General features: G+C 57.7%; 22 protein-coding genes. 4 read left to right on the forward strand and 18 right to left on the reverse strand.

Annotated elements, in window-relative coordinates:
• Positions 1-64: 64 nt before the first annotated feature.
• From AC6R19_RS20535 to AC6R19_RS20560, 6 genes are all read right to left on the reverse strand, one after another.
• Positions 65-1207, reverse strand: a complete 1143-nt coding sequence (locus tag AC6R19_RS20535) for a hypothetical protein (protein ID WP_500581744.1) — start codon at positions 1205-1207, stop codon at positions 65-67.
• Between the two features lie 162 nt (positions 1208-1369).
• The gene (locus AC6R19_RS20540; RefSeq protein WP_500581745.1) at positions 1370-2461 is read right to left on the reverse strand and encodes an IS5 family transposase; all 1092 of its coding nucleotides are present in this window, start codon (positions 2459-2461) and stop codon (positions 1370-1372) included.
• Positions 2462-2788: 327 nt separating this feature from the next.
• On the reverse strand, positions 2789-3292 hold the full coding sequence (locus AC6R19_RS20545) for a type II toxin-antitoxin system VapC family toxin (protein ID WP_500581746.1): 504 nt from the start codon (positions 3290-3292) through the stop codon (positions 2789-2791).
• Positions 3292-4065 (reverse strand): hypothetical protein, encoded by a 774-nt coding sequence (locus AC6R19_RS20550; protein ID WP_500581747.1) that lies wholly within the window; start codon positions 4063-4065, stop codon positions 3292-3294. Before AC6R19_RS20550 ends, AC6R19_RS20545 begins: the two co-directional genes overlap by 1 nt.
• 87 nt (positions 4066-4152) lie before the next feature.
• On the reverse strand, positions 4153-4950 hold the full coding sequence (locus AC6R19_RS20555) for a restriction endonuclease (protein ID WP_500581748.1): 798 nt from the start codon (positions 4948-4950) through the stop codon (positions 4153-4155).
• A 230-nt stretch (positions 4951-5180) separates the two neighbouring features.
• Positions 5181-6905, reverse strand: a complete 1725-nt coding sequence (locus AC6R19_RS20560; protein ID WP_500581749.1) for a 7TM diverse intracellular signaling domain-containing protein — start codon at positions 6903-6905, stop codon at positions 5181-5183.
• A gap of 400 nt (positions 6906-7305) precedes the next feature.
• Here AC6R19_RS20560 and AC6R19_RS20565 point away from each other — a divergent pair, with 400 nt between their 5' ends.
• Positions 7306-7803, forward strand: a complete 498-nt coding sequence (locus tag AC6R19_RS20565) for an arsinothricin resistance N-acetyltransferase ArsN1 family B (RefSeq protein ID WP_500581750.1) — start codon at positions 7306-7308, stop codon at positions 7801-7803.
• 47 nt (positions 7804-7850) lie between these two features.
• On the forward strand, positions 7851-8321 hold the full coding sequence (locus AC6R19_RS20570; RefSeq protein WP_500581751.1) for a DUF6438 domain-containing protein: 471 nt from the start codon (positions 7851-7853) through the stop codon (positions 8319-8321).
• A 209-nt stretch (positions 8322-8530) separates the two neighbouring features.
• Here AC6R19_RS20570 and AC6R19_RS20575 read toward each other — a convergent pair whose 3' ends face one another.
• The 6 genes from AC6R19_RS20575 to AC6R19_RS20600 all read right to left on the reverse strand — a co-directional run bounded on the left by AC6R19_RS20575 (position 8531) and on the right by AC6R19_RS20600 (position 18529).
• A complete protein-coding gene (locus AC6R19_RS20575) occupies positions 8531-10255 on the reverse strand; it encodes a 7TM diverse intracellular signaling domain-containing protein (protein ID WP_500581752.1) in 1725 nt (574 codons plus the stop codon).
• Positions 10256-10515: 260 nt separating this feature from the next.
• Complete coding sequence (locus AC6R19_RS20580) at positions 10516-12090, reverse strand: alpha-N-arabinofuranosidase (RefSeq protein ID WP_500581753.1); 1575 nt, start codon at positions 12088-12090, stop codon at positions 10516-10518.
• A gap of 368 nt (positions 12091-12458) precedes the next feature.
• On the reverse strand, positions 12459-14285 hold the full coding sequence (locus AC6R19_RS20585; RefSeq protein ID WP_500581754.1) for a family 43 glycosylhydrolase: 1827 nt from the start codon (positions 14283-14285) through the stop codon (positions 12459-12461).
• A gap of 102 nt (positions 14286-14387) precedes the next feature.
• Entirely contained in the window at positions 14388-16340 is a 1953-nt protein-coding gene (locus AC6R19_RS20590) for a glycoside hydrolase family 97 protein (RefSeq protein WP_500581755.1), read from the reverse strand.
• A gap of 29 nt (positions 16341-16369) precedes the next feature.
• Positions 16370-17347, reverse strand: a complete 978-nt coding sequence (locus AC6R19_RS20595) for a glycoside hydrolase family 43 protein (RefSeq protein WP_500581756.1) — start codon at positions 17345-17347, stop codon at positions 16370-16372.
• A 177-nt stretch (positions 17348-17524) separates the two neighbouring features.
• A complete protein-coding gene (locus AC6R19_RS20600) occupies positions 17525-18529 on the reverse strand; it encodes a glycoside hydrolase family 43 protein (protein ID WP_500581757.1) in 1005 nt (334 codons plus the stop codon).
• Positions 18530-18728: 199 nt separating this feature from the next.
• Between AC6R19_RS20600 and AC6R19_RS20605 the strand changes: the two genes are divergently transcribed.
• Both AC6R19_RS20605 and AC6R19_RS20610 read left to right on the forward strand, forming a co-directional pair.
• Entirely contained in the window at positions 18729-19769 is a 1041-nt protein-coding gene (locus tag AC6R19_RS20605) for an arabinan endo-1,5-alpha-L-arabinosidase (RefSeq protein ID WP_500581758.1), read from the forward strand.
• Between the two features lie 92 nt (positions 19770-19861).
• Positions 19862-22213 (forward strand): beta-L-arabinofuranosidase domain-containing protein, encoded by a 2352-nt coding sequence (locus tag AC6R19_RS20610; RefSeq protein WP_500581759.1) that lies wholly within the window; start codon positions 19862-19864, stop codon positions 22211-22213.
• On the opposite strand, the gene AC6R19_RS20615 is transcribed toward AC6R19_RS20610, so the two are convergent.
• The 6 genes from AC6R19_RS20615 to AC6R19_RS20640 form a co-directional block, all read right to left on the reverse strand.
• A complete protein-coding gene (locus AC6R19_RS20615) occupies positions 22199-22636 on the reverse strand; it encodes an NUDIX domain-containing protein (protein WP_500581760.1) in 438 nt (145 codons plus the stop codon). The two genes, AC6R19_RS20610 and AC6R19_RS20615, sit on opposite strands and share 15 nt — an antisense overlap.
• Before the next feature lie 67 nt (positions 22637-22703).
• Positions 22704-23114, reverse strand: a complete 411-nt coding sequence (locus AC6R19_RS20620) for a hypothetical protein (protein WP_500581761.1) — start codon at positions 23112-23114, stop codon at positions 22704-22706.
• Positions 23115-23177: 63 nt separating this feature from the next.
• Positions 23178-23492 carry a cupin domain-containing protein gene (locus AC6R19_RS20625; RefSeq protein WP_500581762.1) on the reverse strand — a complete coding sequence of 105 codons (315 nt, stop codon included), beginning with the start codon at positions 23490-23492 and terminating at the stop codon, positions 23178-23180.
• Positions 23493-23704: 212 nt separating this feature from the next.
• Positions 23705-24802 carry a serine hydrolase domain-containing protein gene (locus AC6R19_RS20630; protein ID WP_500581763.1) on the reverse strand — a complete coding sequence of 366 codons (1098 nt, stop codon included), beginning with the start codon at positions 24800-24802 and terminating at the stop codon, positions 23705-23707.
• Between the two features lie 175 nt (positions 24803-24977).
• On the reverse strand, positions 24978-25370 hold the full coding sequence (locus AC6R19_RS20635; protein ID WP_500581764.1) for a VOC family protein: 393 nt from the start codon (positions 25368-25370) through the stop codon (positions 24978-24980).
• 226 nt (positions 25371-25596) lie between these two features.
• A complete protein-coding gene (locus AC6R19_RS20640) occupies positions 25597-26442 on the reverse strand; it encodes a S1 family peptidase (RefSeq protein ID WP_500581765.1) in 846 nt (281 codons plus the stop codon).
• Positions 26443-26530 lie beyond the last annotated feature (88 nt).

Below are 26530 nucleotides of genomic sequence, written 5' to 3' on the forward strand. Positions count from 1 at the left end.
CAGAACTGGAACCTGACGCTATCACAGCTGACGATCCACTTCCCGGACCGCCTGGAGAAATACATCAGCCTGTGAGGCTATTTGGCTGACACAGAGTTTTGAACACCCTCCCGTAGGCAGAGAGACCTAGCCCTAAGAGGCCATATGTAACTTTCCAGTATTTGGCTGAATTTTTTTGAGTTCGTTTTAACTCGACCCTGACCTGTTCAGCTTGTTCTCGCAATTCTAGAATTTGTTCTTTAGGTGACTTTCCACTTAATTCAGATGCGGACATTATCTGGAACATCTTCTCTCTGAATAGAGGTAATGCCCCACTGGCCTCTTCTCTCAATTCTAAGACTTGCGCTGGGCTTAAAGAGCTTACCCAAGGTATGGAGAACTCTCTTTCGCTATCTAATAATTGCAGCGAAGACCGATTCATGAACCGCCCCTCGTTTTGTAATAGACCAGCCAAACCTATTTTTGAGTTAGAAATCACTGCGCCGCCAGTGAACGAAGCTTCGCGAGCAGTCCAGAAGATTGACCTAATTTGTTCTTCAGTCCATGATCGTACAAAATCCATTTTCTTGGGTTTCTTTTTGTCAAATCCCCTAAGCTTGATTGAAGGATATACACACGACCCGACATCTGCGACAAATCCGTCAGCGGTTTTCTTGATGTCAAACTCTGACTTAAATTCCTCTGCTACAACTTCTGTCGTTGCCGAAATTTGGGAATAGAATCCCTCCATACAAGAGGAGCAAGCAAATATCCAGGGAGTTCTAAACTTGATAATTCCATTCGCAATCAAAGGATATAATATGAATAGAACCATTAAATCTTCAAGAATATAATCTAACTTATCATTTGTGGGCCGACCGAAATCAATAAATTTCTCGGTCAGAAGATCTGTCATCCAAACACGATCGGATATTAGCCCCATGCTTCGTGATATTCTTTCTGCCGTTGCAACCCTGCAAGGAAGTTCCTCACAGCCAGCACCAGTTAATAAATCCATCGCACCATGAAGATGAACTTCAAAGTTATTGTATGAATCTATCTCTCTGCCGTGTTCAGCTTGATAATAGAAATAGCCCTCGGATTGATCCCTAAGTTCTTTCAGCATCCCTTTTAGTGTTTTACGCATTTCCGACCACGATCTCTTCCCTACCAGCTCCTGATGTAACATTATCAATGCTGGCGGGACATGAGACATTTCTTCAATCATGGTCGTTCTCTCGAGTTCTGACACTTAGCAGGCTGTTGAAATCCGGCTTTAAAAAACCGGATTTTTAGGCCGGCGACCAAAAATCAGCCATTTTCTTTGGAGATTTCGCTCATTGAGAGCGATTTGAACTGGAAATGGCGAGGGACTCCCCGTCAATTCCATCTACCAGGCACACTGCGCCTGTAAATTCCTCATTCGCGTTAAATTCCAGCCAATCATCGTCATCTGAAAGATGGCATTGACTCGGGCAAGACCTCGCACCTTGACCTGTCGATACAGGCCTACCGTCTTGCCCCATCCGAAGGGTTCTTCGCCCCGCTTGCGCTTTTGTTGGCTGATCTCGTAACCCGGGTGACGTGTGGTGCGACTATCGATGGCGGAACCTCCTGTGCGTTCTGTATTCTGCGCGACATGCGGTGTGATCCGCATACCTTTACATTGGTCTACAAAGTCTCTGGTATCGTAATTCTTGTCGGCACCCACCGTTTTCCGGTGCTCCCCCGGAAGTTCCGCCAGTATGTCGATAGCCGTTTCTCGTTCGCCGTAGCCATTGGCCAAGCTGACTCTGGCGTTGACGACAAGGCCGTTGCGATTCTCTATCACCGAGTGGCCGAGATAGGCCAGCTTGGCCTCGCTGTTTTTGGACTTTCGATAATTCCTTGCGTCCGGATCGGTTTTCGATTCATGGGTCTTGTTGCTACGCTTCTCGCCGTGAAAGTTCCTTTCGGCGTTGCGACCGCCGCCGCCGTTATCGTCGTCCTCTTGATCTTTGAGGCGGAAGCTCTTCTGTGAGGCCCAAGCCTGAATAAGGGTGCCATCGACACTGAAGTGATCGACGCTAAGCAGATTATTCTTGTGCGCCATCTCAACCACTTCCGCGAAGAGTTGGGGGATGATGTCATGCTCCAGAAGGCGATCCCGATTCTTGCTGAAGGTAGAGTGATCCCAGACGGGATCATCGATACTGAGCCCGGTAAACCACCGAAACAGCAGGTTGTAATGCATTTGCTCCATCAGTTGTCGCTCACTGCGAATACTGTAGAGTATTTGCAGAAGCTGTGCTCGAAGCAGCCGCTCCGGCGGGATCGATTCCCGGCCACCCTCGGCGTAGGCGCTATCGAACAGCCAGTTGATGCGATGCATGGCTTCGTTAAACAGCTTGCGCAAATCACGCAATGGGTGGTCTTTCGGCACAAAAGTATCGAGGTGAACGGTAGAGAACAGGTTCTCATGAGTAATGTCAGCACCGCGCATTGTTGTACTGTCCCGAAATTTATGGATACGGTATTCTACCAAGCCCCTGCTGTTATGCGGGGGATTTTCAACAGCCTGCTAGTAACGAGGCTGTAGAAAAACTCCAGCCTCTTCTCTCTGGTTATATTTCATCCAGAAAATCGCGCTCCTACGTGAATTCTGGACTTGTTTTGCATGGCGAAAGGCATTTCAGGGCGTTCTCCGCACGAAAAACTTATCTACTCTAGAATCGCTCGAGTTTTTCTACAGCCTGAACGCCGCCAACACGCGCAGCTTTGTAGTGGAGGCGAAGTCGCAACGGAAAAGCTGTCGCTGTGCTTGGCCTTGTTAGCTGACTGGCTCAAGTTGCAGCCCCTCTTGATATTGTAATTTTGGAATTTCTCTCACGTCTAAATTGCCATTTGCAAATTTCTTTAACTTAGCATCATGGCTATATAGGACTTCCGCATTGCGGGTAATTGCGGTTGCGACAATCATGCAGTCTGCTTTCAACTCCTGCCTAGTTGCTTGCATTTCCGACTGCAGTTTAGCGACAAGGCCAGAGTCTTGCTTTTCTCGCCATAAGCGAGCAAACAGCGCCGCAGCCTTTGCATCATAGGAGGGCAGATCAAAACCACTTTCCAATAAATTAACAACCATCGCATGGTGATCTGGCTCAATGGCAGTAAGCAACTCGCCAACCACTATAGAAGGAACCATTATCGTAGTTTTATTTGATCTACACCATTCGATAAAAGCCTTGGTTCGATGGATCATAATTTCCTGACCATCTTCAGAACGCTCTCTTATGCCCCAAATGAGAATATGAGTATCTACACATACCAACTTCATTATTCATCACCTCCGCCGTTACGAAGGCGAGAAACAAAATCCGGTACATTTTTAATGCCGGAAAAAGCATCTCCGACCATACCTGAAAGCTCTCCCAGTACTTTCTCCGGGTCTGCATTTGGGAATTCCTTTACTGTATGAATTTTAAACTCATCAAGCTCAAGTGTTTTGGATTCCCATTTGGCAGTTCCTTCGAACTTTGCCAAAGAATAAAGCTTATGTCCTAATTCCTTTGCAATATTCTCAGGTACTTCACAATACAAAGTGCTACCATCCATTAGCTCTATCATTGCCTTCGGAGTCTTGCCTCCGACTCGTATTACTTTCCCTAAAATTTCAGTTTGGCCAAATATATATGACGGGGAAGGTATTTCAGTACTTGGTGAAATTATCGTAATTTCACTATTTTCACTTGAACCAATGATTGCATCACAAGAATGACGCTTAGAGAACGATGAGACAATTTTTAGAGAATTCATGCTTTGAGGTGTAAGAGCATTAAACTCTTTTCGCTCTACCGCCTCTACAGCAGAAACAAACGCAGAAACTACCGCAGCAGCGAATGTGGTTTTGAATTTTAGGCCAATACTTTCGTCCTCAATGGCATAGAACCCAACAATTATGTCCTCTCTATTTAATTCAGGATTCTGTTTTAATGCCTCAGCGACTGCCATATCCTCGATTGATTCGAGGATTTCTGCAATCTCTTTTGAGCGCACGAAGCCCGGCTTAATGCCTTCACCTCTAAGCCTTATTTTTAACTCTTCATCCATAACGAATCTCGATGTGTGTATTCAGCTAACGTCTGTTGTACGGGACCGAAAAGGCGAAGCCTTTTGGAGTCCCGTGCCCACATTTGTTTAGCTCATTTTACAAGACTGAATCCATCCAACGACATCATAGTAATCCTTTAGATCCATAGACCACTCAGTAGTAGACGGCTTTGACGCAAACTCTTTAGCGTCACGTGTGAAGTATGAGGTTGTAGCCAAAATTGATTTGTTGGCCCCTTCTTGCATCTGAACCCCATATAAAGCTCTGACTAAATCGATTCTAACCGGATTTTTTTCCGCGTAGCGCTTGCACTCGATTAAATATTTTGATCTCACACCAAGATCAGATCTCACCGCAATAATGTCCCTGCCACCATCTCTCGTGTGTTTTGTCAGCTCTACAACAAACCCATTGCGAGAAAATATCTCAGCAATCAACTCTTCAAAGGCCCTTGGATCCATCCCATAGAGTAACTTAGGGTTTCTCGATAGAGCGTCTATAACTGCTTCTGCACAGAATCCAAGACTGGTTGTAATTATTTCTTTGTCTGGGAGATATAATTGAGATTCTTCTTCAAACGAATATAGCTGCTCATCAAAAAAGAGCTTATCAATCCCGAAGCCTGTGACAAGATCGCCCCCAGCAATCGTAATCTCATAATCTACAGGTGCACCAATTGGGTATGCAGATCCTTCGCACTCTATTGTCACATCACCATCACAGTTAGGGCACCTATATTCTTGACACCCATAATAGAATTCTTCAAAACCCATACTCCTTTCTACAGAACTCGTTGGTCCTACATCTATGTCACTCCCGGAAACGTAGAAATAGCTGTGACAATGCGCGCATTCTATTTTTGCCTCACCATCAATGCAAATCATTACGCTTCCTTAAAGCTAGCAGTTTATTCATAGGCGTGTGCAAATATACACACAGTGTCTATATACGGACATGTCTATATCTAGCCACAAGTGTCCAAATATAGACACTTTACACTTCAATCCGAACTCACACCGCCCCAACCGAATCTCCCAGCCATCAGCGGGAGGATAGCTCACGCACAAAACCCATAATCGGCAGCGGGCCTATCTGGTACCTTTGTTCAATACGATTACGGAGATATTGCCTCACTTTCCCCAACTGGTTTGACACTACACTCCGCCTTCACAATCGGGGGGCACACCACCACCCTATTCCGCCCCTCCTGCTTGGCCCGATACAGCGCCGCATCCGCGGCCTCGAACAGCTGCACCGCCGCACCGAAGTTGCCTTTTTCAAAACTGGCCACGCCGATACTGGTGGTCAGCGACATACCGTCCAGCTCCAGCTCCGCCACCCTGAGTACCAGCCGCTCCGCCAGCACCGCGGCCTGTTCGCCACTGGTGCGCGGCAGCAGTATCGCGAACTCCTCGCCGCCGTAGCGGCAGGCCAGGACCGGTTTGCGCACCTTTCTGCGGATCAGCTGGCCGACGGCGCGGATGGCCTGGTCGCCGCGGCGGTGGCCGTAGCGGTCGTTGATCTCCTTGAAGTGGTCCAGATCGAGCACCAGCAGCGACAGGGGCGTGCCGGAACGGGCGGCGAAGTTGAATTCCCGCGGCAGCTGTTCGTCGAAGTAGCGGCGGTTGTAGAGGCGGGAGAGCTCGTCGGTGTAGCCGCGCTTCTGGATCTCGCTGACCCGCGCGCCCAGCGCCAGGGACAGCAGCACCATCTCCACCAGCGCCCCTACCTGGAAGGCGTTCTGGGTCAGGCCGTTGTGGGGCAGCAGGCCGAAGGCCTTGAGCAGGTAGACGATCACGCTGGCCAGCAGCGCGACCCAGCCGACCATAAAGTAGCGCGCCGAAATCGAGCCCCGCAACAGGCTGATGGTGCCGAGCGCGAGCAGTACCACGCAGAGGACCAGGGTGAGGACCGCGAAGATCAGGATCATCGGACGGTAACTGAAGAAGGGGGCCACCAGCGTCAGGGGTATCAGGGAGTACATCAGCGTGCGCGCGACCCAGTCGGTGCGCGGCGCCAGTTGCCGGCCGGCGCAGACCTCGCGGGCGAACTGGGTGCCGAAGATGGTGGACAGCCCCAATAGTATCACCAGGCTCTCGTTGGCCAGCCAGGGGTTGCCGGGCCACAGGAACTGGAAGGAGATGCCGTTGTGAACGCTGAAATAGAGGCCGTAACTGAGCGCATAGCCCATGTAGTAGACATAGGCACTGTCGCGCACGGCGATAAACAGGAACAGGTTGTAGATCACCAGCACCAGGAAGCCGCCGTAGTAGATGCCCAGCAGCAGCTGCTCCAGGCTCAGCCGCGGCAGGAAGGCGGTCTCGCTGCTGACGGACAGGCCGATATTGAGCGAGCCCTGGGTGGCGTAGCGCAGGTAGAAGGTGCGCTCGCTCCGGGCGGGCAGGGTCACCGGGAAGACGAAATCCCGCAGCGCCAGGCCGCGACTGTCAAACGGCAGCCGGTCGCCGGTGGCCCGCCTGTGCCATTGGCCGCTATCGTCCTGTGCCCAGAAATCCAGGTGGTCGATCAGCAGGTAGTCCTGGCGGATGACCAGCGGCAGCGGCCGATCGCCGGGGTTGCGCAGGGTGAAGGCCGCCCAGTAGGCGGAGCGGCTGAAGCCGAAGTTGGCGGAGGACCGGGTCCAGGGCTGCAGTTGCGCCTGATACTCGGGCGTCTGCAGCTGTTCGAATTCCAGCTGGCCGGAAGGATCTTCCAGCAGGCGCAGGTAGGGGGTCAGGGATGTGGGTTGCAGGTCGGGGCTGACCGTGAGCGCAGACGCCTGGGCGCCGCCAGCCAGGCAGAGCAGCAGAAGCCCCCAGAAGGTGTAAGCCAGTTTCATCCCTAAAAGCCCGTATCACCGTTTTGTCATTGTCTCTGCAGGCTCCGCTTCCCTGCACGGCGCGCATAATGGCGATGTTATCACACTAGAAACGCCAAATACGTACCAATTTTGGAGAGCGATACCGGGACATCGCTCCGTCAGAAAACCTGTCTTACGAGCAATTAATGCCTTTTCATAGGCTTACCTCATGCTGGCAGATTACCCTGTTAAGAATGGCTGTTTAGGAGGGAGAAGTCTTCCTGTCGGAGCCTGCTCGCAGGCGAACAAGGACGGCGTTCCGTAGCCATTCGCCTGCAAACAGGCTCCTACAGGGGCGGCTTAAACCGTCAGGTCACATGACATTGACCAGGACACATGCTTAACCGACCATACCAAAGCGATTGACACTGGAGGACCAATGATCCGCCCCGCAACCACCCGCGATGCCCCGCAAATCGCCGATATTTACAATCACTATGTCCGCGAGACGGTGATTACATTTGAGGAGGAGGCGGTTTCTCCCCAGGAGATGGCCAGCCGAATGGAGGACAACCTCACTTCCGGACTGCCCTGGCTGGTCGCCGAGGATGCGGGAGCCATTGTTGGCTATGCCTACGCCACAAAGTGGAAAGGTCGCTGCGCCTACCGCTACTCCGTGGAGTCCACCATTTATCTACGTAGCGCGTCAAAGTCCCGGGGCTGGGGCTCCAGGCTGTACGAGGCACTGTTTGCAGGGCTGGAAAACCGTTCCATTCACTCGGTCATAAGCGGCATAGCCCTGCCCAACGAGGCCAGCATAGCCCTGCATGAAAAGTTTGGTATGGAGAAGGTCGCCCACTTCAGGGAGGTTGGCTTCAAGTTTGATCGATGGATAGACGTTGGCTACTGGCAACGCACACTCGGCAACCAATCCTGAATATCCAAGCTCTGCTTGGCCCGACAACACGGCAAAGGCCGAAAACCATGAAATACTTGATTTATCTGTTGCTCTGCGCAGCCACTGCCGCCGACGCAGCTGAAACCAATGACTCGGTTATACGGGTATCCACCTCCCCCTGCCTGGGCGCCTGCCCGGTATACACCTTCTACCTGCGTTCCGACGGGCACTACCTGTTCGACGGAAAGCAGCATACGAAATCAGACAAAGTGGTCACCGGCACCGTATCGCCGGACAGTTTCAGGCAGCTGGTGGAACTGATGCAGAAGAACGGCTTTGCCGGTTTTGAAGACCAGTACGGCTGGGGCAACAAAGGGGCCTGCAAGGAGCTGAGGACGGACCACCCATCCGTCAGGATAAAAATCCAGTCCCCCGAATTGAACAAGGAAGTGGATCATTACACCGGCTGTATCGGCTTCGCGCGGGAGGCGCAGCTGGTGGAGATAGAAGAAGCTATCGGCGCGTTGCTGGCCAGTGAGGGGGTGTTAAAACCATAAGTGGAACCTTGTCACGGAAGCACCCGCGTTAAGCCTGTCCTCCCTTGTAGGATGGGCAAAGGAGCGTAGCGACGTGCCCATCTTCCGCGGCGTTGATGGGCACGAGCCCGCCATGGATGGCGGGGATGCCGAAAACGCACGGACGCAGTTTTCGGCCTGCGCTTTGCCCATCCTACGAAAATCACTGTGCGCGACTTAACTTAGTGCCATTAAGCCGATACTTCTTCCCTTCTCTCCCTGAACCCGGCGCTCACATCCTTGTCTTTCTTCAGCGGAGCAACTGCCACCCGATTCCGTCCCTCCTCCTTGGCCCGATAGAGCGCCGCATCCGCGGCCTCAAACAGCTGCACCGCCGTACTGAAGCTACCGTCTTCGAAACTGGCCACTCCAATGCTGATTGTCAGCGGCATCCGATGGAAATCCAGTTCGGCCACCACGCGCACCAGACGCTCCGCCAGCACAGCCGCCTGCTCCCCTGTTGTGCGCGGCAGCAGCAGTACGAACTCCTCGCCGCCATAGCGGCAGGCCAGTGCCGGCTTCCGTGTGTATTTCTCGATCAGCTGCCCCACAGCGCGGATAGCCAAGTCGCCCTGGCGGTGGCCGTAACGATCATTGATGGCTTTGAAGTGGTCCAGGTCGAGCACCAGCAACGACAGCGAGGTACCCGAACGCTTCGCCAGATCGAATTCCCGTGGCAGCTGCCCGTCGAAAAAACGGCGATTGTAGAGGCGCGAGAGCTCATCAGTGTACCCCAGTTTATGGATTTCCCGCACCCTGGCACCGAGCGCCAGTGACAGCAACACCATCTCGACCAACGCCCCTACCTGGAAGGCGTTGTGGGTAAAGCCGTTGTGCGGCAGCCAGCCAAAGGTTTTGAGCATAAAGATAATGACACTGCTCAACACCGTGGCCCAGCCCACCACCAGGTAGCGCGCCGAAACCGAGCCCCGCAGCAGGCTGATGGTGCCCATGACCAGCACGATCACGCAGCCCACCAGGGTGAGCATCGAGAAAACCGGGATCATCAGGCGATAGCTGGCAAAGGGGGCAATAGCGGTCAGCGATATCATGAGGTACTGCAGCAGCCGCAGCAGCCCGTCCGTGCGCGGCGCCAGCTGCGGTCCGGAACAGACTTCGCGCACGAACAGAATGCCAAAAATCACCGACAGGCCGAGCAGTACCAACAGGCTGTGGTTGGCGAGCCAGGGATTGCCGGGCCAGACAAACTGGAAGGATACGCCGTTGTGCACGCCGAAATAGAGGCCATAGCTGATCGCATAGCACATGTAGTAGACATAGGCCCTGTCCCGCACCGCCATAAACAGGAAGAAGTTGTAGAACACCAGCACCACGAAGCCGCCGTAGTAGATCCCCAGCAGCAGCTGCTCGACATTCAGTTGCGGCAGGAATGCCGTGTCGCTGCTGACGGACAGGCCGATATTGAGGGAGCCCTGGCTGGCGTAGCGCAGGTAGTAGGTGTGCTGGCTTTGCGCTGGCAATTCAACGGGAAATACAAAATCGCGTAGCGCCACAGGGCGGCTGTCGAATGGAAGCCTGTCGCCGGTGGAAAGTTGTCGCCACTTCCCGCTCTCGTCCTGCGCCCAGAAATCCAGGTGATCGATCAGCGGATAGTCCTGCCTTATCAGCAGGGACAGCGGCCTGTCGGTGGGGTTGCGCAGCGTAAAAGCCACCCAGTAGGCGGATCGGGTAAAACCGAAGTTGGCCGAACCTTTGTTCCGGGGCTGCAGCTGCGCCTGGTATTCGGGCGTCAGCAACTGCTCGAATTTCAGTTCACCCGTGGGGTCTTCAAGCAGGCGCAGGACCGGCGTCAGCGTTGTCGGCTGCAGATCCGGTGTGACCTCCAGTGTATCCGCACGAGCCCCGCCAAACAGGCAGAGCAGCAGAAGCCCCCGGAAGATATAAGCCAGTTTCATCCCTAAAAACCTGATTCATCGTTATGGGTACCTCTAAAAATTCAGTTCTCGTCACCCCCGCGAAGATGGGGGGCCAGTAGCCACGGAGCTTCTGGATTCCCGCGTTAGCTTCGCTGCTCTGGCGAGTCGCGGGAATGACGATTTTTAGAAGTGCCTGTATATCATTATTTGTCCGGGCCCGGTATCCGGGCTCGGCACTCAATGACCACGATGGTATCACAGGGTGGCGAGGGGGCGTCTTTGATGGCCGCCACGGCGGCTTACCGGTTCAGGGCCACCACCAATACCGATTTGGCCGGCACATCCAGTGTCAGCAAACCGGTCTCCGCCTCGGCGCTGTAGCCGGCGGGCTTGACCGCCTGGGGCTTGTCGAAGGTGTTGCGCGCGTCCATGGCTCCGGCGGTCAGCAGCTGCCCTTCCGCCTCGGTCACTTCCGCACCCTTCACTTTCACCGATACCTGCTGCGCGGTCTTCGGGTCCAGGTTTACCAGGGACAGGTACAGCTTGCCGTCTTTGCCGCGGGCGGCGGAGGCGCTGATGGCGGGGACGGTCTTGTCGCCCAGCTGGTAGCTGCGCGGGTTGCCGATTTCCAGCGGCAGGGATGTGGCATCCTGGAAGACCTTGTACATGCCGTAGACATGATAGGTGGGGGTCAGGACCATTTTTTCCTTGTCGGTGAGGATCATCGCCTGCAGTACGTTCACCATCTGCGCGATATTGGTCATGCGCACCCGCTCGGCGTGCTCGTGGAAGATATTGAAGTTGAGGGCGGCCACCACCGCGTCGCGCAGAGTGTTCTGCTGGTAGAGGAAGCCGGGTTCCCTGCCCTCTTCCGGGTTGTACCAGGTGCCCCACTCGTCCACGTAGAAACCGAGCTTCTTCTCCGGGTCGTTCTTGTCCAGCACTTTTTCATTCTTGCGGATGAATTCGTCCATGCGCAGCGTCTGCCACAAGGTGGAGATCCACTGGTCCTCGCCGAAGCCGGTGGCATCGCCCTTGTCGTTCCACTCGCCCGTGGGCAGTGTGTAGTAGTGGTGGCTGATACCGTCGATATTCCGCTTGATGTTCGCGCTCAGCACCTCGGTCCAGTCGGTGCGCACGTCGGAGCCGCCACTGGCGACGAATTTGGGCTTGGCGCCGTGGGGCGTTTTCAGGAAGGTGGCGAAGTGGTTGTAGAGGTCGGCGTAGTACTCAGGGCGCATATGGCCACCGCAGCCCCAGGCCTCGTTGCCGACACCGAAGTAGGCGACCTTCCACGGCTTGTCGCGGCCGTTCTGGCGGCGCTCCTCCACCACCACGGAATTGCTGTCGCCGGTCATGTATTCCAGCCACTCGGCCATTTCCCGCGGACTGCCGGTACCCAGGTTGCCGTTCACATAGGCCTCGGCGCCGAGCAGTTCCACCAGTTCGAAGAATTCGTGGGTGCCGAAGGCGTTGTCCTCGGGCACGCCGCCCCAGTGGGTGTTGACCCGCACCGGGCGCTTGTCCCGCGGGCCTATGCCGTCGCGCCAGTGGTATTCATCGGCGAAGCAGCCGCCGGGCCAGCGCACCAGCGGCACCTGGATTTCCCGCAGCGCCTCGATCACATCGGTGCGGAAGCCGCGGGTGTTTTCGATTTCGGAGTCCTCGCCGACCCAGATGCCCTCGTAGATGCCGCGGCCCAGGTGTTCGGCGAACTGGCCGTAGATATCGCGGTGAATGGTCGCACCGGGTTTGGTGCTGTCGATCTCGATGCTGGTGATGCCGTCGGCGGCGAAGGCCGAGGCCGAGAGGCTGCAGGCGGCGGCCGCCAGCCATTTTTTGGGAGCCCGCCATTTTTGTGAAGATAGTTTCATGGGTTTTCTCTCTGTGTTGATTATTGATTCCTGCCCCCTCTCCCAAGGGAGAGAGGGGGCTGTTGGGGGTACTGCAAAAAAAAGGTGGTATACATCGACGATGTAACCACCCAAGCCCGATAGAAACAGGCGCGCAACAACAAACTTGATTCTGGTGGCTTTGGTACTGCCCTATTTAATCGTCCCGGCACAATGTCGTCATACCGGCGCAGTCCGGTATCCAGTTTGGTGGCACCTGGATTCCGGCCTGCGCCGGGATGACGATATGCCCTGTAGGAGCGGCCGTTGGCCGCGATCGGGCTTTGGGATTTTTCCACCATCGATCGCGGCCAACCGCCGCTCCTACATGGGGAATTCCCTTAATTCTCTTAACCCCTCGCGGGAATTCTGCGCAGCTGGAACTTCTGGCAGTCGCTATCTGCCCAGGGTGCCTGGGCCAGTTCAGTGCCTTCGGCCAGGCCGCAGTGGGCCAGGTCCAGGCTGAGCTTGCTCTCCCGGTTGAGGATGCGCAGGCTGCCGTCGGCCAGCGGCTCCAGGCGCCACTGGCTGCCGGGGCTGTCGCAGCTGCCGGGAATCGCTGCGGCACCGGGCACCACGGCGTTGTTCTCGATCGTCATACACTGGCCGCCGGCGGCAATGTGGAGGAAACCGGCTTCGCCGCTGGGCTTTAGCGTCCAGCGCTGGCAGTCGCCGCCGTTCCAGGCGCCCTGTCTGATCGCGGCAACGTTGCTGCAACCCTGCAGTACACGGCCGCTCTGCACGCTGGCGATGGCGACTTCCTCCGCCGGCTGCAGGCGCCAGCGCTCGCAGCCGTCGCCGCTGCAGCCTGCGGCGGCCAGCGCCTGTCCGGTCTGGCGGTTGGTCAGTGTTGACCAGCCGTTTTCATCCTGCTGCAGCTGCCAGCGCTGCGCCTCGGTGTTGTTCCAGGGGGACAGCTCGCGCTCGGCGCCGAGGAAATTGCCGCTGGCGACGTTCGCCAGGCGATAGGCGCCGTCGGCGGTATTGTCGAGCACCCAGCGCGCACTGCTGTCTCCGCAGCTGCCCAGTTCCGAGCCGGCCAGGCATTCCCCGCCTTTGGCATTCACCAGTTGCCACCGGGCGCCCTGCAGCTGCACGGTGAGCGGGCCGTTTTCGCCGGCCGGCAGTTTCTGCGGCTGGCCCTCGGGCACCGGCTCGCCGAAGTTCGGGGTGCCGTCTTTATTCCAGGTAAATTTCTGTGCGCGCACCGAGCGGGTCGCGCTGCAGCCGTCGGTCTCCCTGGAGTTGCCGTGGTAGACGATCCAGTCTTCCGTGCCGTCCGGGGACTTGAAGAAGCCGTTGTGGCCGGGGCCGAAGACGCCGTTGCCGCGCTGGAATACCGGTTCAGGGGACTTGGTCCAGTGCTCAGGGTTCATCGGGTCGTCGCCGGTGAGTTCCTTCATCGCCAGTTTGTAGTCCGGGGTATCGCAGAAGCTGGCGGAGTAGATCAGGAAGGTGCGGCCGTCCCTCTCGAGGATTTCCGGGCCCTCGTTGACCTTGCGGCCGCTCTTCTCCCACTCGGCTTCCGGGCGGGTCAGCACCACCCGCGGGCCCTCGATGGTCCAGGGGTTGGTCATTCTGGAAATCCAGTTCAGCTGCTCGTCGCCGACCCACTCGGACCAGAGCAGGTACAGCTGGCCCTCGTGCTCGAGATAGGAGCCGTCGATATTCCAGCTGTCCGGCATCGGCGAGCCCTTGTAGACGTAGGGGCCCATGGGGTCGTCGCCGACACTCTCCAGTACCGACAGGTGCTGGTGGTCGAGGGTGCCGTGCTGGCCGGAGGTGTACATCAGGTACCAGCGCGCGCCGCTGGGGCCGTCCAGGCGGTGGAACTCGAAGGCCCAGAAATTGCAGCAGCGCGCCGGGTCGATATCGGACCAGATATTGACCGGTGCGGCGGTGGCGAGGCCGTCCAGGGTCGGCGATTTGCGCATCACCAGTTGCGAGGTCCAGGTGGTGGTGGTCAGGTAATAGTTGCCGTCGTAGTACTCCAGCCAGGGATCGGCGCCGTTGGCGAAGAGGGGGTTGGCGAACATGCCTTGGGGGAGTTGGATTTCATCACTCTCTACTGCTGCGGCCGGCTGCTCTTTGTTTGCCGATTCCGCCCCTTTTTCGGGGGGCTTGCAGGCAGCTAGCGCCAGGCACGCGAGTAGTGCGGCGGACCAGCGTGTATTCATGCATTTTTTTGTCATGGGTACCTCGTTCGGCAACATTATTCTGTCCTGTAGGAGCGGTCCGGCCGGGAGCGGTCCGGCCGGGAGCGCTCCTACAGATACTATTCAGTTTTTTGCCAAGCCCGCAGCCGGGAATTTCATTGTGAAACCACCTCGGCCCTGCATTTCCACCGCCACGGCACTGCCGGTTTCCACTTCGCTGCGGGCCAACTCGCGCGGCGTGTCGCCGTCGGTGATCAGCTCGCCCACGCGCGAACCGATAAATGACAGGTCCAACTGCAGGTTCCTGGCTTCATCCTCGCCGTTGATACCGGCTATATACCAAGTGTCTCCGCTGCGGCGGGCCATCACCGCGAACTTGCCCGGGTAGCCGTCCAGCAGGCGGCTCTCGTCCCAGACGACGGGAATATCGCCCAGGTAATCCCGCACATAGTCGGGCACCTGCGCCATGCCCTCGTCGGTCTCGGCGATATGCTGCAGGCCGGACAGGAAGAGCACCGGCAGCGCCAGCTCGAAGCCGTTGCTGGTGCGGCGATGTATGTTGGGGATCTCGGAAAAGGCCGTGGGGGTAAAATCCATCGGATCGAAGACATTGCGCGTAAACGGCAGCATGGCCATATGCGTAGCCGCCAGGTCCGCGGACTTCTGCATAAAGGTGATCATCTCGAAGCCGTGCACCGCTTCCGAGGTCATCATGTTCGGGAAGGTGCGATGCAGTCCGCGCGGCAGTGTGGCGCCGTGGAAATTGACCAGCAATTTGAAGTCCGCCGCGTCTTCGAGAATATCCCGGTAGTAGGCGATCATCGACTGGCCGTCGCCGGCGAAGAAATCCACCTTGATGCCGGCGATCCCCATCCGCTGCAGGCGCGCGAATTCCGCGCGGCGCTGTTCGCGGGTCAGCAGTGCGCCCTTGGGGCTGTACTCGGTCTTGTTCCAGGCGCCGGAGGAGTTGTACCAGAGCAGCAGGCGGACATTCTTCTGCGCGGCGTAGTCCGCCAGTTCGGCGATTTTTTCGTAGCCGATATTGCGGTCCCAGTCCGCATCCACCAGCGTGTAGGGCCAACCCATTTCCGACGCATAGTCGATAAAACGGACCTGGGTTTCGTAGTTCACCGACGGGTCTTTCAGCAGCGCCCAGCTCCAGCTGGCCAGCCCCGGCTTGACCCAGGGCATGGCGGCGACGGCCGGTTCGGCCAGGTCAGTGCCGAGGGTCGACTGCGTCACATCGGCCAGGTCGCCGATGGCAATGACGCGCCAGGGGGACTCGAGCGGCAGCTCCGCCTGCGCCATCAGCGCACCATTGGTAAATTTCTCCGGCGCCATCGGGTAGCCGATGCGGTATTCGCCGTTGGGGGATTCCGCCTGCAGCCGCGATGCATGGTAACTGCCGTCCATATCTGCTTCCGAGATCAGGGCCCAGCCGCCGGCGGTGTGGAAGAGCGCAGGGAAAATCCAGCCGGCCTCGGACGGCGACGCCTCGCCGACCGGAATATCCATCTGGTAGTGCTCTTCGTAGGACGGGTTGGTGTTGGACCAGCCGGTCTGCGCCACCGCCACCGGTTGCAGCCAGGCGCGGCTGTCGGCGGCAAAGGCGAAACTGGTGGTTTCCTCCTGCACCTCGTATTCGCCCTGTGTATCGCCTGCTACCCGGTAGCGGAAGGCCACGCCGTCGTCGAATACGCGCAGGGTTATCTCCAAGGTTTCGCCATCGGCATTTTCCACGCGATAGACCTGTTCGTTGGCGCGGTAGTCGATCACCCGCCGCTTGCCTTGCACCATGGCATAGTCGCCGCGTACCTGGCTGGCCGCGCCCGCGCCCAGGTTGCGCAGATCGCGACTGAGGTCGCGGTCCGCCAGTACCAACCCCATCTGCGAAGGCTGCAGCACTACAGAACCGTCGCGCTGAATCGAGTAATGCAGTTGGCCCTGATCATTCAGCTCCAGTGTCACTGCAATGCGGCCATCCGGGCTCTGCAATTTGTGGCTCTGTTCCCCGCCGCAGGCCGCCAGGATCAGACCGAGACACAGCAACATCAGCGCAGGCAATGTTCGATTCATGGTTTATTCCTTATTGAGCGATGCCGTTATCAGTCCTGTGAAGAAGCCGCCATCTGGCCCACCGGCGCCACGCCCTCGGACGTCATGATGATACGCTGGATAGTGCCGTCCGGGTTGTAGTGCAGGTCGTCGATGCACACGGAGCGCCGGAAGCTGCCGCCCTCGGGGGTGCCGCCATTGTGGTAGATAAAGAAGGAGCGGCCCTTGTAGTCGATGATGGACTGGTGGTTGGTGTTGGAATTGCCGGCCAGCTCATTGAGAATGCCCTTGTACTCCCAGGGCCCCTCGATGGATTTACTCATGGCGTAGGCGGTTTTCTCCGGGAAGCCGGTGGCGTAGCTCAGGTAATACCAGTCGCCGTGTTTATGCACGTACAGGGCTTCGGTAAAGTCCGGCAGGTCCAGGCTGTGGATGGGTCCGTCCAGTTCCACCATATTGTCTTTCAGCCTGGCCCAGCGGGGTTTGGTATTGCCCCAGAAGAGGTAGGCCCGGCCGTCGTCGTCGATAAACGCTGCCGGGTCCAGGTCGTCCCAGTCGATTTCCGTATCGGTGGTCATGTCATTGTTGACCAGTGCCTTGCCGAGCGCGTCCCTGAAGGGCCCGGTGGGGCTGTCGGATACCGCCACGCCGATGGCAAATCCGGGTTTGCTGTCATCGTGGCGCACGGTGGTGTACCAGTAAAATTTGCCGTCCTTTTCCACCACGTGGCCGGCCCAGGCATCGCCCTTGGCCCACTTGAAGTCCTTCACCGCCAGCGGCGAGCCGTGGTTTTTCCAGTTCACCATATCGGTGGAGGAAAACACCAGCCACTTGTGCATCTTGTAGAAGTCTTTGTTGTCCTTGGCCTCGTCGTGGCCGGTGTACAGGTAGACGGTATCGTCGTGCACCAGCGCGGCCGGGTCGGCGGTGAGCACCTCGGTGATCGCCGGGTTGGCCGCCTGGGACAGGAGCGGGAAGACGGTGGAAACTGCCAGGCCGACGAGGCCGTGTTTCTTGATTCTGTTCATCGTGTTGAGACTCTTTTCAATCACTGAATTTTATTCTGGCGGATACCCTAGGGTGCGCCGTGCGCACCGGAACTATCTGGGGCCGCCACCGATTCCGGAATGGTGCGAGGCCGCCATGGACGGCGGCCATGCAGACAACGCATGGAGCACTTGTCTTCCACGACGCACCCTACGCCCTCAATCTTTTTCGTTCTGGCGGAAATCCGGCATGCCGTTTTTATCCCAGTGCAACTCGCGTACGCGGGTGTGGCGGTTGGGATCGGTCAGGGGGTTGCCCTGGAGTTCCAGGTAATCGCGCGCGTGGTAGATCATCAGATCGGTCTCGCCATCTTCCGCGACGGTGAAACTGTTGTGGCCGGGGCCGAAGCGCTGCAGGCTGTCGTTGGTTGCGAACACCGGCTGCGAGGCTTTGTGCCAGGAATCCGGATTCATCAGGTCCGCGTCCGCATCCGCCCACAGCAGTCCCATCGCGTAGTTGTGGTCCGTGGCGCTGGCGGAGTAGCTGATAAATACACGGCCGTTCCTTTTCAGCACCGCCGCCCCTTCATTGACCTTGTAGCCCCTGGTCTCCCAGTCGAGTGTGGGCTCCGACAGGGTGATCACCGGCAGCTTGATTTCCGTGGGCGAGGCCATTTCCGCCATCAGCAGCGCCGAGCCGCGTTCGCCCTCGGCATCGTACTGGGCCCAGACCAGGTAGCGCTTGCCCTTGTGGGTAAAACTGGTGGCATCCAGGGAGAAGCTGTCCACGGGCGTGGCGATGCGGCCCATCTCCCGCCACTCGCCCTGCAGCGGGTTGTCGGCGTCGTTACGCAGGGCGTACATGCGGATTTTCCAGCGATCCTCGGCATCGCCGGCGGCGAAGTAGATATACCAGGCACCATCGATGCGATGCAGTTCCGGCGCCCAGATATGGGCACCCATGGGGCCGCTGGCGTGCTTGCGCCAGATAACCTCGGCAGCCGCATCAGCGAGCCCGGCGATGGTGCGGGCACGGCGCAGCTCGATGCGGTCATATTCCGGCACGGTGGCAATGAAGTAGTAGTAGCCGTCAGTGTGGCGGAGAACCCAGGGATCTGCGCGCTGCGCGATCAGGTGGGTCTTTCGATCTTCGGCAGCCGTAGCGGTCACCGTTGTGAGCAGGCAGGCATAGCCGAGTAACAGCCAGGCAACTTGTCGAAACATTATCATCGCCATCGTTATTCTTGTGATTGCATCGCCGTCTGTGCGGCGCTTTGCGGCGCAACCCGGTACTCGTCGGTTGCTGCACTTTTAACGATACTATTATAATACTAATATCGTCACAACCCCGGCAGCCGGGACAATGCGACCGCGACAATGAGAGCCGTTTCCCGGCAGATATATATAAGAAGAGAGAAGTTCGATGTTCCACCTAGCGCCCTCCTCGCTTCGCGCCATTGCGCTGGCCGGCCTGTTACTGAGCGCCTGCAGCCAGGCCGAGCCCATGCCCGCCCCCCAGGTCAGTATTCACGACCCGGTGATGACCCAGGAAGGGAATAGCTACTACCTGTTCAGCACCGGCCCCGGCATCACCATCTACCGCTCCGACAACCTGGTGGACTGGCAGAGATCCGGCCGCGCCTTTGCCGGCGAACCGGACTGGGCGCGCACCGTGGCACCGGAGTTCAACGGCCACCTGTGGGCGCCGGATATCATCGCGCGCAACGGCCGCTTCTACCTCTACTACTCGGTCTCTGCGTTCGGAAAGAACACCTCGGCCATGGGCGTGACCATCAATGAGACCCTGGACCCGGATTCCCCCAACTACCAGTGGAAGGACCAGGGCATAGTGCTGCAGTCGGTCCCCGGCCGGGACAACTGGAACGCGATAGACCCGAATATCGTGCTGGATGACGAGGGCACGGCCTGGATGGCCTTCGGCTCTTTCTGGGGCGGCCTGAAGCTGGTGAAATTGGACAAGAGCTGGACCGCGCTGGCGGAACCCCAGGAGTGGCACACCATTGCCCGCGGCGAGCGCCCGCCCCTTACCCCGGCCGCGGAGCCCGGCCCGGCGGAATTGGAAGCGCCGTTCATCTTCAGGAAACACGGCTACTACTACCTGTTTATATCCCGCGGCCTCTGTTGCCGCGGCGACGACAGCACCTATCGCCTGGCGGTGGGCCGCGCCAGTGAAGTGACCGGCCCCTATCTGGACAAGGACGGCAAGGATATGACCAACGGCGGCGGCACATCGCTGCTTGCCGGCAACGAACGCTGGCCGGGGCTGGGCCACAACAGCGCCTACACCTTCGATGGCAAAGATTACCTGGTGCTGCACGCCTACGAATCCGCCGACAATGGGCTGCAGAAACTGAAGATCCTGGACCTGGAATGGGATGACGAACTGTGGCCGGTGGTGGATGCGGCGCAGTTGGACAGTTATCGAAGCAGGTTGCTGGAGTAGCCCCCTTCAGCCCTCTCCCCCCGCCCTCTCCCGCAAGCGGGAGAGGGGGCTATACGAGCCACCCATCAAACTTATCTGCCCAACTGAAAATTATGAAAAAAATAATCCCCGCACTCGCAGTCTGCATTTTCTCCTCGGCGGCCTGTGCCGAGCCGGTGGAGAAATTCCCCCTCACCGACATCCGCCTGCTCGACAGCCCCTTCAAGCACGCCCAGGACAGGAATATCGACTATATCCTGGCCATGGACCCGGATCGCCTACTGGCGCCCTACCTGCGCGAGGCGGGGCTGGAGCCGAAATCAGACAGCTACGGCAACTGGGAAAACAGCGGTCTCGACGGCCATATCGGCGGCCACTACCTGACCGCCCTGAGCCTCGCCTACGCCGCCACCGGCAACAGGGAAGCCAAAAAGCGGCTGGACTATATGCTCGATGAGCTCGAGCGCGCACAACGGAAAAACGGCAACGGCTACCTGGGCGGCATTCCCGACGGTGCGGCCATGTGGCAGCAGGTCGCCAATGGAGAAATAGACGCGGGCCTCTTTTCACTGAACAAGAAATGGGTGCCGCTGTACAACATCCACAAGACCTTCGCCGGCCTGCGCGACGCTTGGCTACACGCAGGCAGCAAACAGGCACTGGATATGCTCGTGAAGCTCTCCGAATGGGGCGCACGGCTGATCGCGGAGTTGCCCGACGAACAGGTCCAGGAAATACTCAGAAGCGAGCACGGTGGCCTGAACGAAGTCTATGCCGACGTGGCGGAAATCACCGGTGACGACAAATACCTGCAGGTGGCCCGCCGCCTGTCCCACCGGCAGATCCTCGAGCCATTGCAGCAGCGGCGCGACGCGCTGACCGGCCTGCACGCCAATACACAGATTCCCAAGGTGATCGGTTACAAACGCGTCGGCGACCTGGCCGGCGACCGGCAATGGCAGGACGCCGCCGAGTATTTCTGGACCCAAGTGGTGGAGAAGCGCACCGTCGCCATCGGCGGCAACAGTGTGAACGAGCACTTCCACGATCTGGACGATTTCTCCGGCATGATCAATGAGGTTGAGGGGCCGGAGACCTGCAACACCTACAATATGCTCAAGCTCACGGAGCTGCTCTACCAGGGCAATCCGGAGCCGCGCTATGTGCGCTACTACGAGCGCGCCCTCTACAACCACATTCTGTCCTCCCAGAATCCGGACACCGGTGGGCTGGTGTACTTCACGCCAATGCGCCCGCAGCACTACCGCGTCTATTCGCAGCCGGAAAAGGCTATGTGGTGCTGTGTGGGCTCGGGTATCGAGAACCACAGCAAATACGGCGAGATGATCTACGCCCACCGCGGCAACGAGCTGTTCGTCAACCTGTTTATCCCCTCCCAACTGCAGTGGCGGGACAAGAAGCTCACAATCACCCAGCGCAACAGTTTCCCGGACAGGGAAAGCACCTCCCTGGCGATCGGGGGGGACGGGTCGGCGACGCTGAGACTGCGCTATCCGGCCTGGGTTGAGCCCGGCAAGTTCGAAATCCGTATCAACGGCAAGCCCTTTGCGCACAGCGCCAAACCGGGCAGCTATGTGGCCATCTCCCGCCACTGGCACAGCGGCGACCGCATAGAACTCTCGCTGCCGATGCACGCCGAGCTGGAGCAGATGCCCGACCGCTCCGACTACTTCGCCCTGCTCTATGGCCCCCTGGTGCTGGCGGCGAAGACACAGCCGTTCGCGGACGAGAAGCTGGATTTCTTCGCCGACGACAGCCGCATGGGCCATATCGCCAGCGGCCCCATGTGCGCGCTGGAGTCGGCGCCGCTGTTTGTCGGCGAGGACCAGGGTTTTATCGAGGACCTGAAGCGGCTGCCCGGCGAACAGTTGCGTTTCGCCGCGCCGGAAGCGCTGCGCTCCGGGGACACCCTGGAACTTATCCCGTTCTTCCGCCTGCACGAATCCCGCTACATGCTCTACTGGCCGGTCACGACGCCGGAAAAACTGGCCGATCGCCAGCGCCGGGAAGCCGGGGCCGACCGCGCGCGCCTGGCGCTGGAGGCAATAACCATCGACAAGGTGGCACCCGGGGAACAGCAGCCGGAATCCGATCACTTCTTTGCCGGTGAGGATACAGAGGCGGGCCTGCACAAAGGCCGCCACTGTCGGCACGCCAGCGGCTGGTTCAGCTACCAGCTCAAGGATCCGCAAAAACAGGCGCAAAAGCTGCGCATCACCTACTACGGTCTCGACAGCGGGCGCAACTTCGAAATACTGCTGAACGGCATCAGGATCGCCGAGGTAGCGCTCGAGGGTGACAGGGGGGACAATTTCTATAGCGTCGATTATCCGCTGCCGCCGCAGTTGAGAAATCGAGACGGGGATCGACTGGAATTGCGCTTTGAGGCAGCGCCCGGGTCGGTTGCCGGCGGCATCTACGGAGTCCGGCTATTGCGGGACTGAATGGGCTTCCTGCCAGCTCCGGAGTTTGGGCGAACAATCAGCTTTCTCGCCACTTCGGCGCAGGCCGGAATCCAGGAATATCTTGGTGGCCTCCCCCACCCTATAGCCGGTCTCCTCTTCCACCTCCCGCAGGATGCACTCCAGGGGATCTTCTCCGTCCAGGGCGCCGGCGCAGGCCTCGATCATCATGCCGCTGTGGTTGCCGTTCAGGAAGGTGGGCAGGCGGAATTGGCGGGTCAGCACTACAGTATCTTTCTCTTGGCGGTACAGCAGCACTGCGGCACCGTCGCCGCGGTCGTAGACTTCCCGCTGCTGGGTCTCCCAGCTGCCGTCCGCGGTCTGGTATTCAAAGGTGTACTTCTCGAACCTGGACCAACTGTGCGAAAGCACTTCCGCTTTCAGGTTTTTGACTTGATCAGACATTTTCCGTACCACTTACATCTATCAGCAGGAGGATTTTCCTACCGCCGGCAGCCGCCTGCTGCGCTCGTTAGTCGACTACCCCTATATACCACTTGGGCTTCATGCGCCAGAAATCCCGCCGTATGTTTGATTTCAGGGTCTTCTTGGAATCCAGCACCACCGCCTGGCCAGGGTCCCTGACATACACCACCCAATGCCAGAAGGGCCTGCCGTTCTCCCTGTGCCACCTGATTGCCAGAAGCGCCTTTTCGGGAAGGCTTCCCCACGATTCAAAAGGTGTCTCCCCGGGCGAAAGCGAGATTCCAAACTCGCCCAGGAGCCTCCGGACATACCCTGTATCTGACCACAGCGCCTCGTCTTCGGCACAAATCCCCAGGGCATTCGCAGTGCGCCTGGCTTCGGCGTAGCTGACACCCGCAAGGGCAGCACTCGCCGCTATCCCACAACCTGATATTTCTTCCTGGACGACCGGTTTCATGTGTTTGCCAATGAATGGGAATTTCGACGGCGCCGCCGGACAGTCGATCCGGTTGCGCAGCGACTACTTGCCGGATTCAAACCAGAACTCAATTTCATCCGTTTCCTGATCGAAACAAGCAGCATGTTCAACACCGGCGGGAACATGATACCAGTCCCCGACACCATACCGTTCCGTTCTGCCCTCGATGGACAATATCAGCTCTCCACGGATAATGATGCCGTGGTTGTCTGTTTCATGAGTGTGGGGAGGGATACTCGTTCCCGCCGGGTAAGAAGCGAACAAAACATCAGCACCATTCGCAGCCAAACGGTATGCGTCAAAGCGGCCATCGTACAGAGGAAGGGTACGAACTTTATCGGGATAATTCCCTGGCATTACAGCCTCCTTATAAACCTTAATTGTTCCAATACTACCGCTGCTCAGTCAGCCGCAGCGAAATGCGCCATCTGGTCTGCGCGTGCCTTTACGAAGGCCGGGCGGGCCGTGCGAAGTTGATGTCGGTCATTTAACGCCGCCTTCGTTAGCACCATTATATGGCCGCTTTCCGGCATATGGGGAAGCGGGTTGCCATTGTCACGCGGCCGCGGTCAATGATTGACAAACGCGGAAAGAAATAGCTGGGCGAATTGAGAACGCTCGATCGCAGCCTCCTCAAGAGGATTGTCCCACCAGACACCTTCACTGTTCGCCAGGAGGATATAGCTCAGGTCCAGGGTCGGAACCTTGAGATACAGAGCGGAGTAGGCGTCCTCCCACCACCCCGAGTGCCAGACGAGAGTATGGCCTCGGTATTCCTGCACATACCAGCCCAACCCGTAGGGAAGTGCCTCCCCGCCGATTGAGCGCGTCGGCGCCATCATTTCGGCCCGTGACTTTGCTGAGATCAGCATGCCCTGATCCAGTGCGATGTCGAACCTGGCCAGGTCGAGGGCAGTGGTGACGACTCCGCCTGCGGCACCGTCTCCCTGGGGCCGCCTCGCCGGCGCACGCTGGATCGCTCCGGAGCTGTCAATTCGGTGGGGCGGGGCCAGCCGACGGGCCAGCTCCTCACGCAACGGTAAATTCCGGTGTTTGCGGGCCGACTTCTCCATTCCGGCTGGTTTGAAGACGTAGCGATCGATGAGGGCCGAGAAGGGAGCGTCAGCGGCGGCCATGATCGGGCGCGATGCCCAGGAGTAGAGGATGGGGTTGTACGAGAAACGGGTGCCAGGCGTCCCCGTAGCCGTATGAGACAGCAAGTGTCGAAGCGTATGGCCCGAAGGCCGGCATCGGAGCTCTTTGGCAAAGATGGATGGTTGCTGGCTGAATTCGGTACAGAAGTCCACCCATTCGCTGTAGCCCGCGATCGTCCTATCGAGATCAAGTATTCCCGCCTCGACGAGGCGGAGGGCAACGACGGCAGAGATCGGCTTCGCGACTGAAGCGATATCGTAGGCCGTCTCGGCGGTAGCGGGAATGCCCTGTTCGACATCAGCGTACCCCAATCCCGTCGCGAAAAGAATCGCGCGGTCCTTTACAACGGCGACGGATAATCCCGGGATATCGGCATCTTCGCGAAGAGAGTCGAGTCGCTGGATAAAAGCGGCAACATCATAAGCTTCCGCGCTCGCAGGGGCCTGATTCAGTTCTGCCGAAAGGCTTGAATACGCTGCCAGTAAAAGCAGGAGAAAAGTGAGTTTCTTCATGGATCTATCGCTCGTTCTTCTAACGTTGCCGGCTGTGGCTATGACCCGCTACTTTCGTGAATCCAATTTATTGTCCACGAACGGATACAGATCAGGATACACCAGCGTAGCACTTGAGCGAGGGGTAAGGCTGCACTCGTGGACTTACCAAGTGCAGCCACTGCGGCTTAGAGACCTACTTGGGCCGGTGAAGCGCACAAAGCTTATTGCCGTCAGGATCCCGCACATAGGATAGGAACATCGCGCCCAGCTGCCCCTCGCGCAGGCCCGGCGCCGCTTCGATCGAAGTTCCACCGTGCGCAACCGCCACATCATGGAACTGTTGCACCTGCTCTGGAGAAGTGCACTTGAACCCAATCGTTCCCCCGTTGGCGAAGGTCGCCTCTTCACCATTGATGGGCTCGCTAACGCAGAAGGTTCCGCCACCGTGCCGGTAAAACAGTCGAGCGTGCCCTGTGCTCGCCAGGTTTTGCAGTGGCTCCCCTGCCCCTAATACCCCAAGCACTGCGTCATAGAAGCGCTTGGACCGCTCAATGTCATTCGTTCCGACCATCACATGACTAAACATATCTTGCCTCTTGAGTTCTTGTATTCCTGGTCCATTGGAGTTTTTCGGCCATATCGGACACCATCCATATAGATGGGCATAACTATACACGGGTCTACGATTCATGGGTAACCCGGATACTTTACGCCGGGCTTAGGGACAGCTTACGGCGTGTGTTTTTGCAATAATGCGAGCGTAACGGGATACAAGAATGGTGCACACGGTAAGCAGCCCCCTGGAACGAATATTAACCTCCCGCCGGCTCCAGACTCTGCTTCTGTTCCTCGGCAGATACGGTGCTTTCGATCCACGCTATGTAACGAGAAATACGAACGTTATTTCCGATATAACCGTAACGCCCCCCAGCGTTCGTTCGTATATCTATATCTCCTTGAACGGAATCCCAGGAAACAAGGCCGGCAAGCTCCCATTGCTGCTTTTCCCTGATAAGGACGGGGCTACCGCTGTCTCCGCTACCCGCCATTCCCTCGAGTGGAACGGCAGATTTTGGCGAATCAAACGTGTAGGAAATCCAGCGCACATGGACACTAGAAATGACGTTGAAGGCTCTGCGCAAAGTGGTGCGATGTGGGCTGTGAGGTGCCTCACCTTCATTGCCTTTGCCGGTGGCCCCCTTGCCGATTATCTGGACAGTCCTGCCAACTTCATCGCTGCCACGGAAAAGATTAATAGGTTTGACATCAGTGACAGGCGCTCTCAACTTAATAAGCGCAATGTCGTCAGACAACGCGAGAAACTCCATTAATTCTGAGGCATCACCAGAGGCTAACGCCTCTTTGACGAGCGCCTCAGGTGGCATCTTGTACCCAAAGTGAACGACTACGCGTTCGACTTTACGTGACAGGCCGTTAATAATGATCTCTTGGACGTGTTGCATACAAGCCACATGCGCGGCCGTAACAATCCACTGGGGGGAAATCAGGACCCCGTGCCCTTCTCCTGGAAAATCGGCCAATGCGGGTAGCGCGGAGGCGGGAACCTGATACTTATCATCTTCAACGTCTTCACGAATGATAATGGCGCTGGCCGTGGATGATACAGCAAACAGGGCCAAGAAAAGATATTCCTTCATATCGTTCATATCCTTTGTTCGCAAAGTTCGCAAGGAGGCTAACGGGGCTGTAGGAAAACTCCACCCCCTTCCTTCTGTGTAATTCACT

It is taken from the genome of Microbulbifer sp. SE14 (genome assembly GCF_059834885.1).

What these genes read in the sequence shown, in the direction of transcription:
- AC6R19_RS20635 (WP_500581764.1), bottom strand. Translation starts at nt 25,370, where the DNA reads ATGTTTAGTCATGTGATGGTCGGAACGAATGACATTGAGCGGTCCAAG.
- AC6R19_RS20570 (WP_500581751.1), top strand. Translation starts at nt 7,851, where the DNA reads ATGAAATACTTGATTTATCTGTTGCTCTGCGCAGCCACTGCCGCCGAC.
- AC6R19_RS20640 (WP_500581765.1), bottom strand. Translation starts at nt 26,442, where the DNA reads ATGAAGGAATATCTTTTCTTGGCCCTGTTTGCTGTATCATCCACGGCC.
- AC6R19_RS20535 (WP_500581744.1), bottom strand. Translation starts at nt 1,207, where the DNA reads ATGATTGAAGAAATGTCTCATGTCCCGCCAGCATTGATAATGTTACAT.
- AC6R19_RS20585 (WP_500581754.1), bottom strand. Translation starts at nt 14,285, where the DNA reads ATGAATACACGCTGGTCCGCCGCACTACTCGCGTGCCTGGCGCTAGCT.
- AC6R19_RS20610 (WP_500581759.1), top strand. Translation starts at nt 19,862, where the DNA reads ATGAAAAAAATAATCCCCGCACTCGCAGTCTGCATTTTCTCCTCGGCG.
- AC6R19_RS20605 (WP_500581758.1), top strand. Translation starts at nt 18,729, where the DNA reads ATGTTCCACCTAGCGCCCTCCTCGCTTCGCGCCATTGCGCTGGCCGGC.
- AC6R19_RS20625 (WP_500581762.1), bottom strand. Translation starts at nt 23,492, where the DNA reads ATGCCAGGGAATTATCCCGATAAAGTTCGTACCCTTCCTCTGTACGAT.
- AC6R19_RS20580 (WP_500581753.1), bottom strand. Translation starts at nt 12,090, where the DNA reads ATGAAACTATCTTCACAAAAATGGCGGGCTCCCAAAAAATGGCTGGCG.
- AC6R19_RS20560 (WP_500581749.1), bottom strand. Translation starts at nt 6,905, where the DNA reads ATGAAACTGGCTTACACCTTCTGGGGGCTTCTGCTGCTCTGCCTGGCT.
- AC6R19_RS20600 (WP_500581757.1), bottom strand. Translation starts at nt 18,529, where the DNA reads ATGTTTCGACAAGTTGCCTGGCTGTTACTCGGCTATGCCTGCCTGCTC.
- AC6R19_RS20540 (WP_500581745.1), bottom strand. Translation starts at nt 2,461, where the DNA reads ATGCGCGGTGCTGACATTACTCATGAGAACCTGTTCTCTACCGTTCAC.
- AC6R19_RS20555 (WP_500581748.1), bottom strand. Translation starts at nt 4,950, where the DNA reads ATGATTTGCATTGATGGTGAGGCAAAAATAGAATGCGCGCATTGTCAC.
- AC6R19_RS20545 (WP_500581746.1), bottom strand. Translation starts at nt 3,292, where the DNA reads ATGAAGTTGGTATGTGTAGATACTCATATTCTCATTTGGGGCATAAGA.
- AC6R19_RS20630 (WP_500581763.1), bottom strand. Translation starts at nt 24,802, where the DNA reads ATGAAGAAACTCACTTTTCTCCTGCTTTTACTGGCAGCGTATTCAAGC.
- AC6R19_RS20615 (WP_500581760.1), bottom strand. Translation starts at nt 22,636, where the DNA reads ATGTCTGATCAAGTCAAAAACCTGAAAGCGGAAGTGCTTTCGCACAGT.
- AC6R19_RS20565 (WP_500581750.1), top strand. Translation starts at nt 7,306, where the DNA reads ATGATCCGCCCCGCAACCACCCGCGATGCCCCGCAAATCGCCGATATT.
- AC6R19_RS20575 (WP_500581752.1), bottom strand. Translation starts at nt 10,255, where the DNA reads ATGAAACTGGCTTATATCTTCCGGGGGCTTCTGCTGCTCTGCCTGTTT.
- AC6R19_RS20595 (WP_500581756.1), bottom strand. Translation starts at nt 17,347, where the DNA reads ATGAACAGAATCAAGAAACACGGCCTCGTCGGCCTGGCAGTTTCCACC.
- AC6R19_RS20620 (WP_500581761.1), bottom strand. Translation starts at nt 23,114, where the DNA reads ATGAAACCGGTCGTCCAGGAAGAAATATCAGGTTGTGGGATAGCGGCG.
- AC6R19_RS20550 (WP_500581747.1), bottom strand. Translation starts at nt 4,065, where the DNA reads ATGGATGAAGAGTTAAAAATAAGGCTTAGAGGTGAAGGCATTAAGCCG.
- AC6R19_RS20590 (WP_500581755.1), bottom strand. Translation starts at nt 16,340, where the DNA reads ATGAATCGAACATTGCCTGCGCTGATGTTGCTGTGTCTCGGTCTGATC.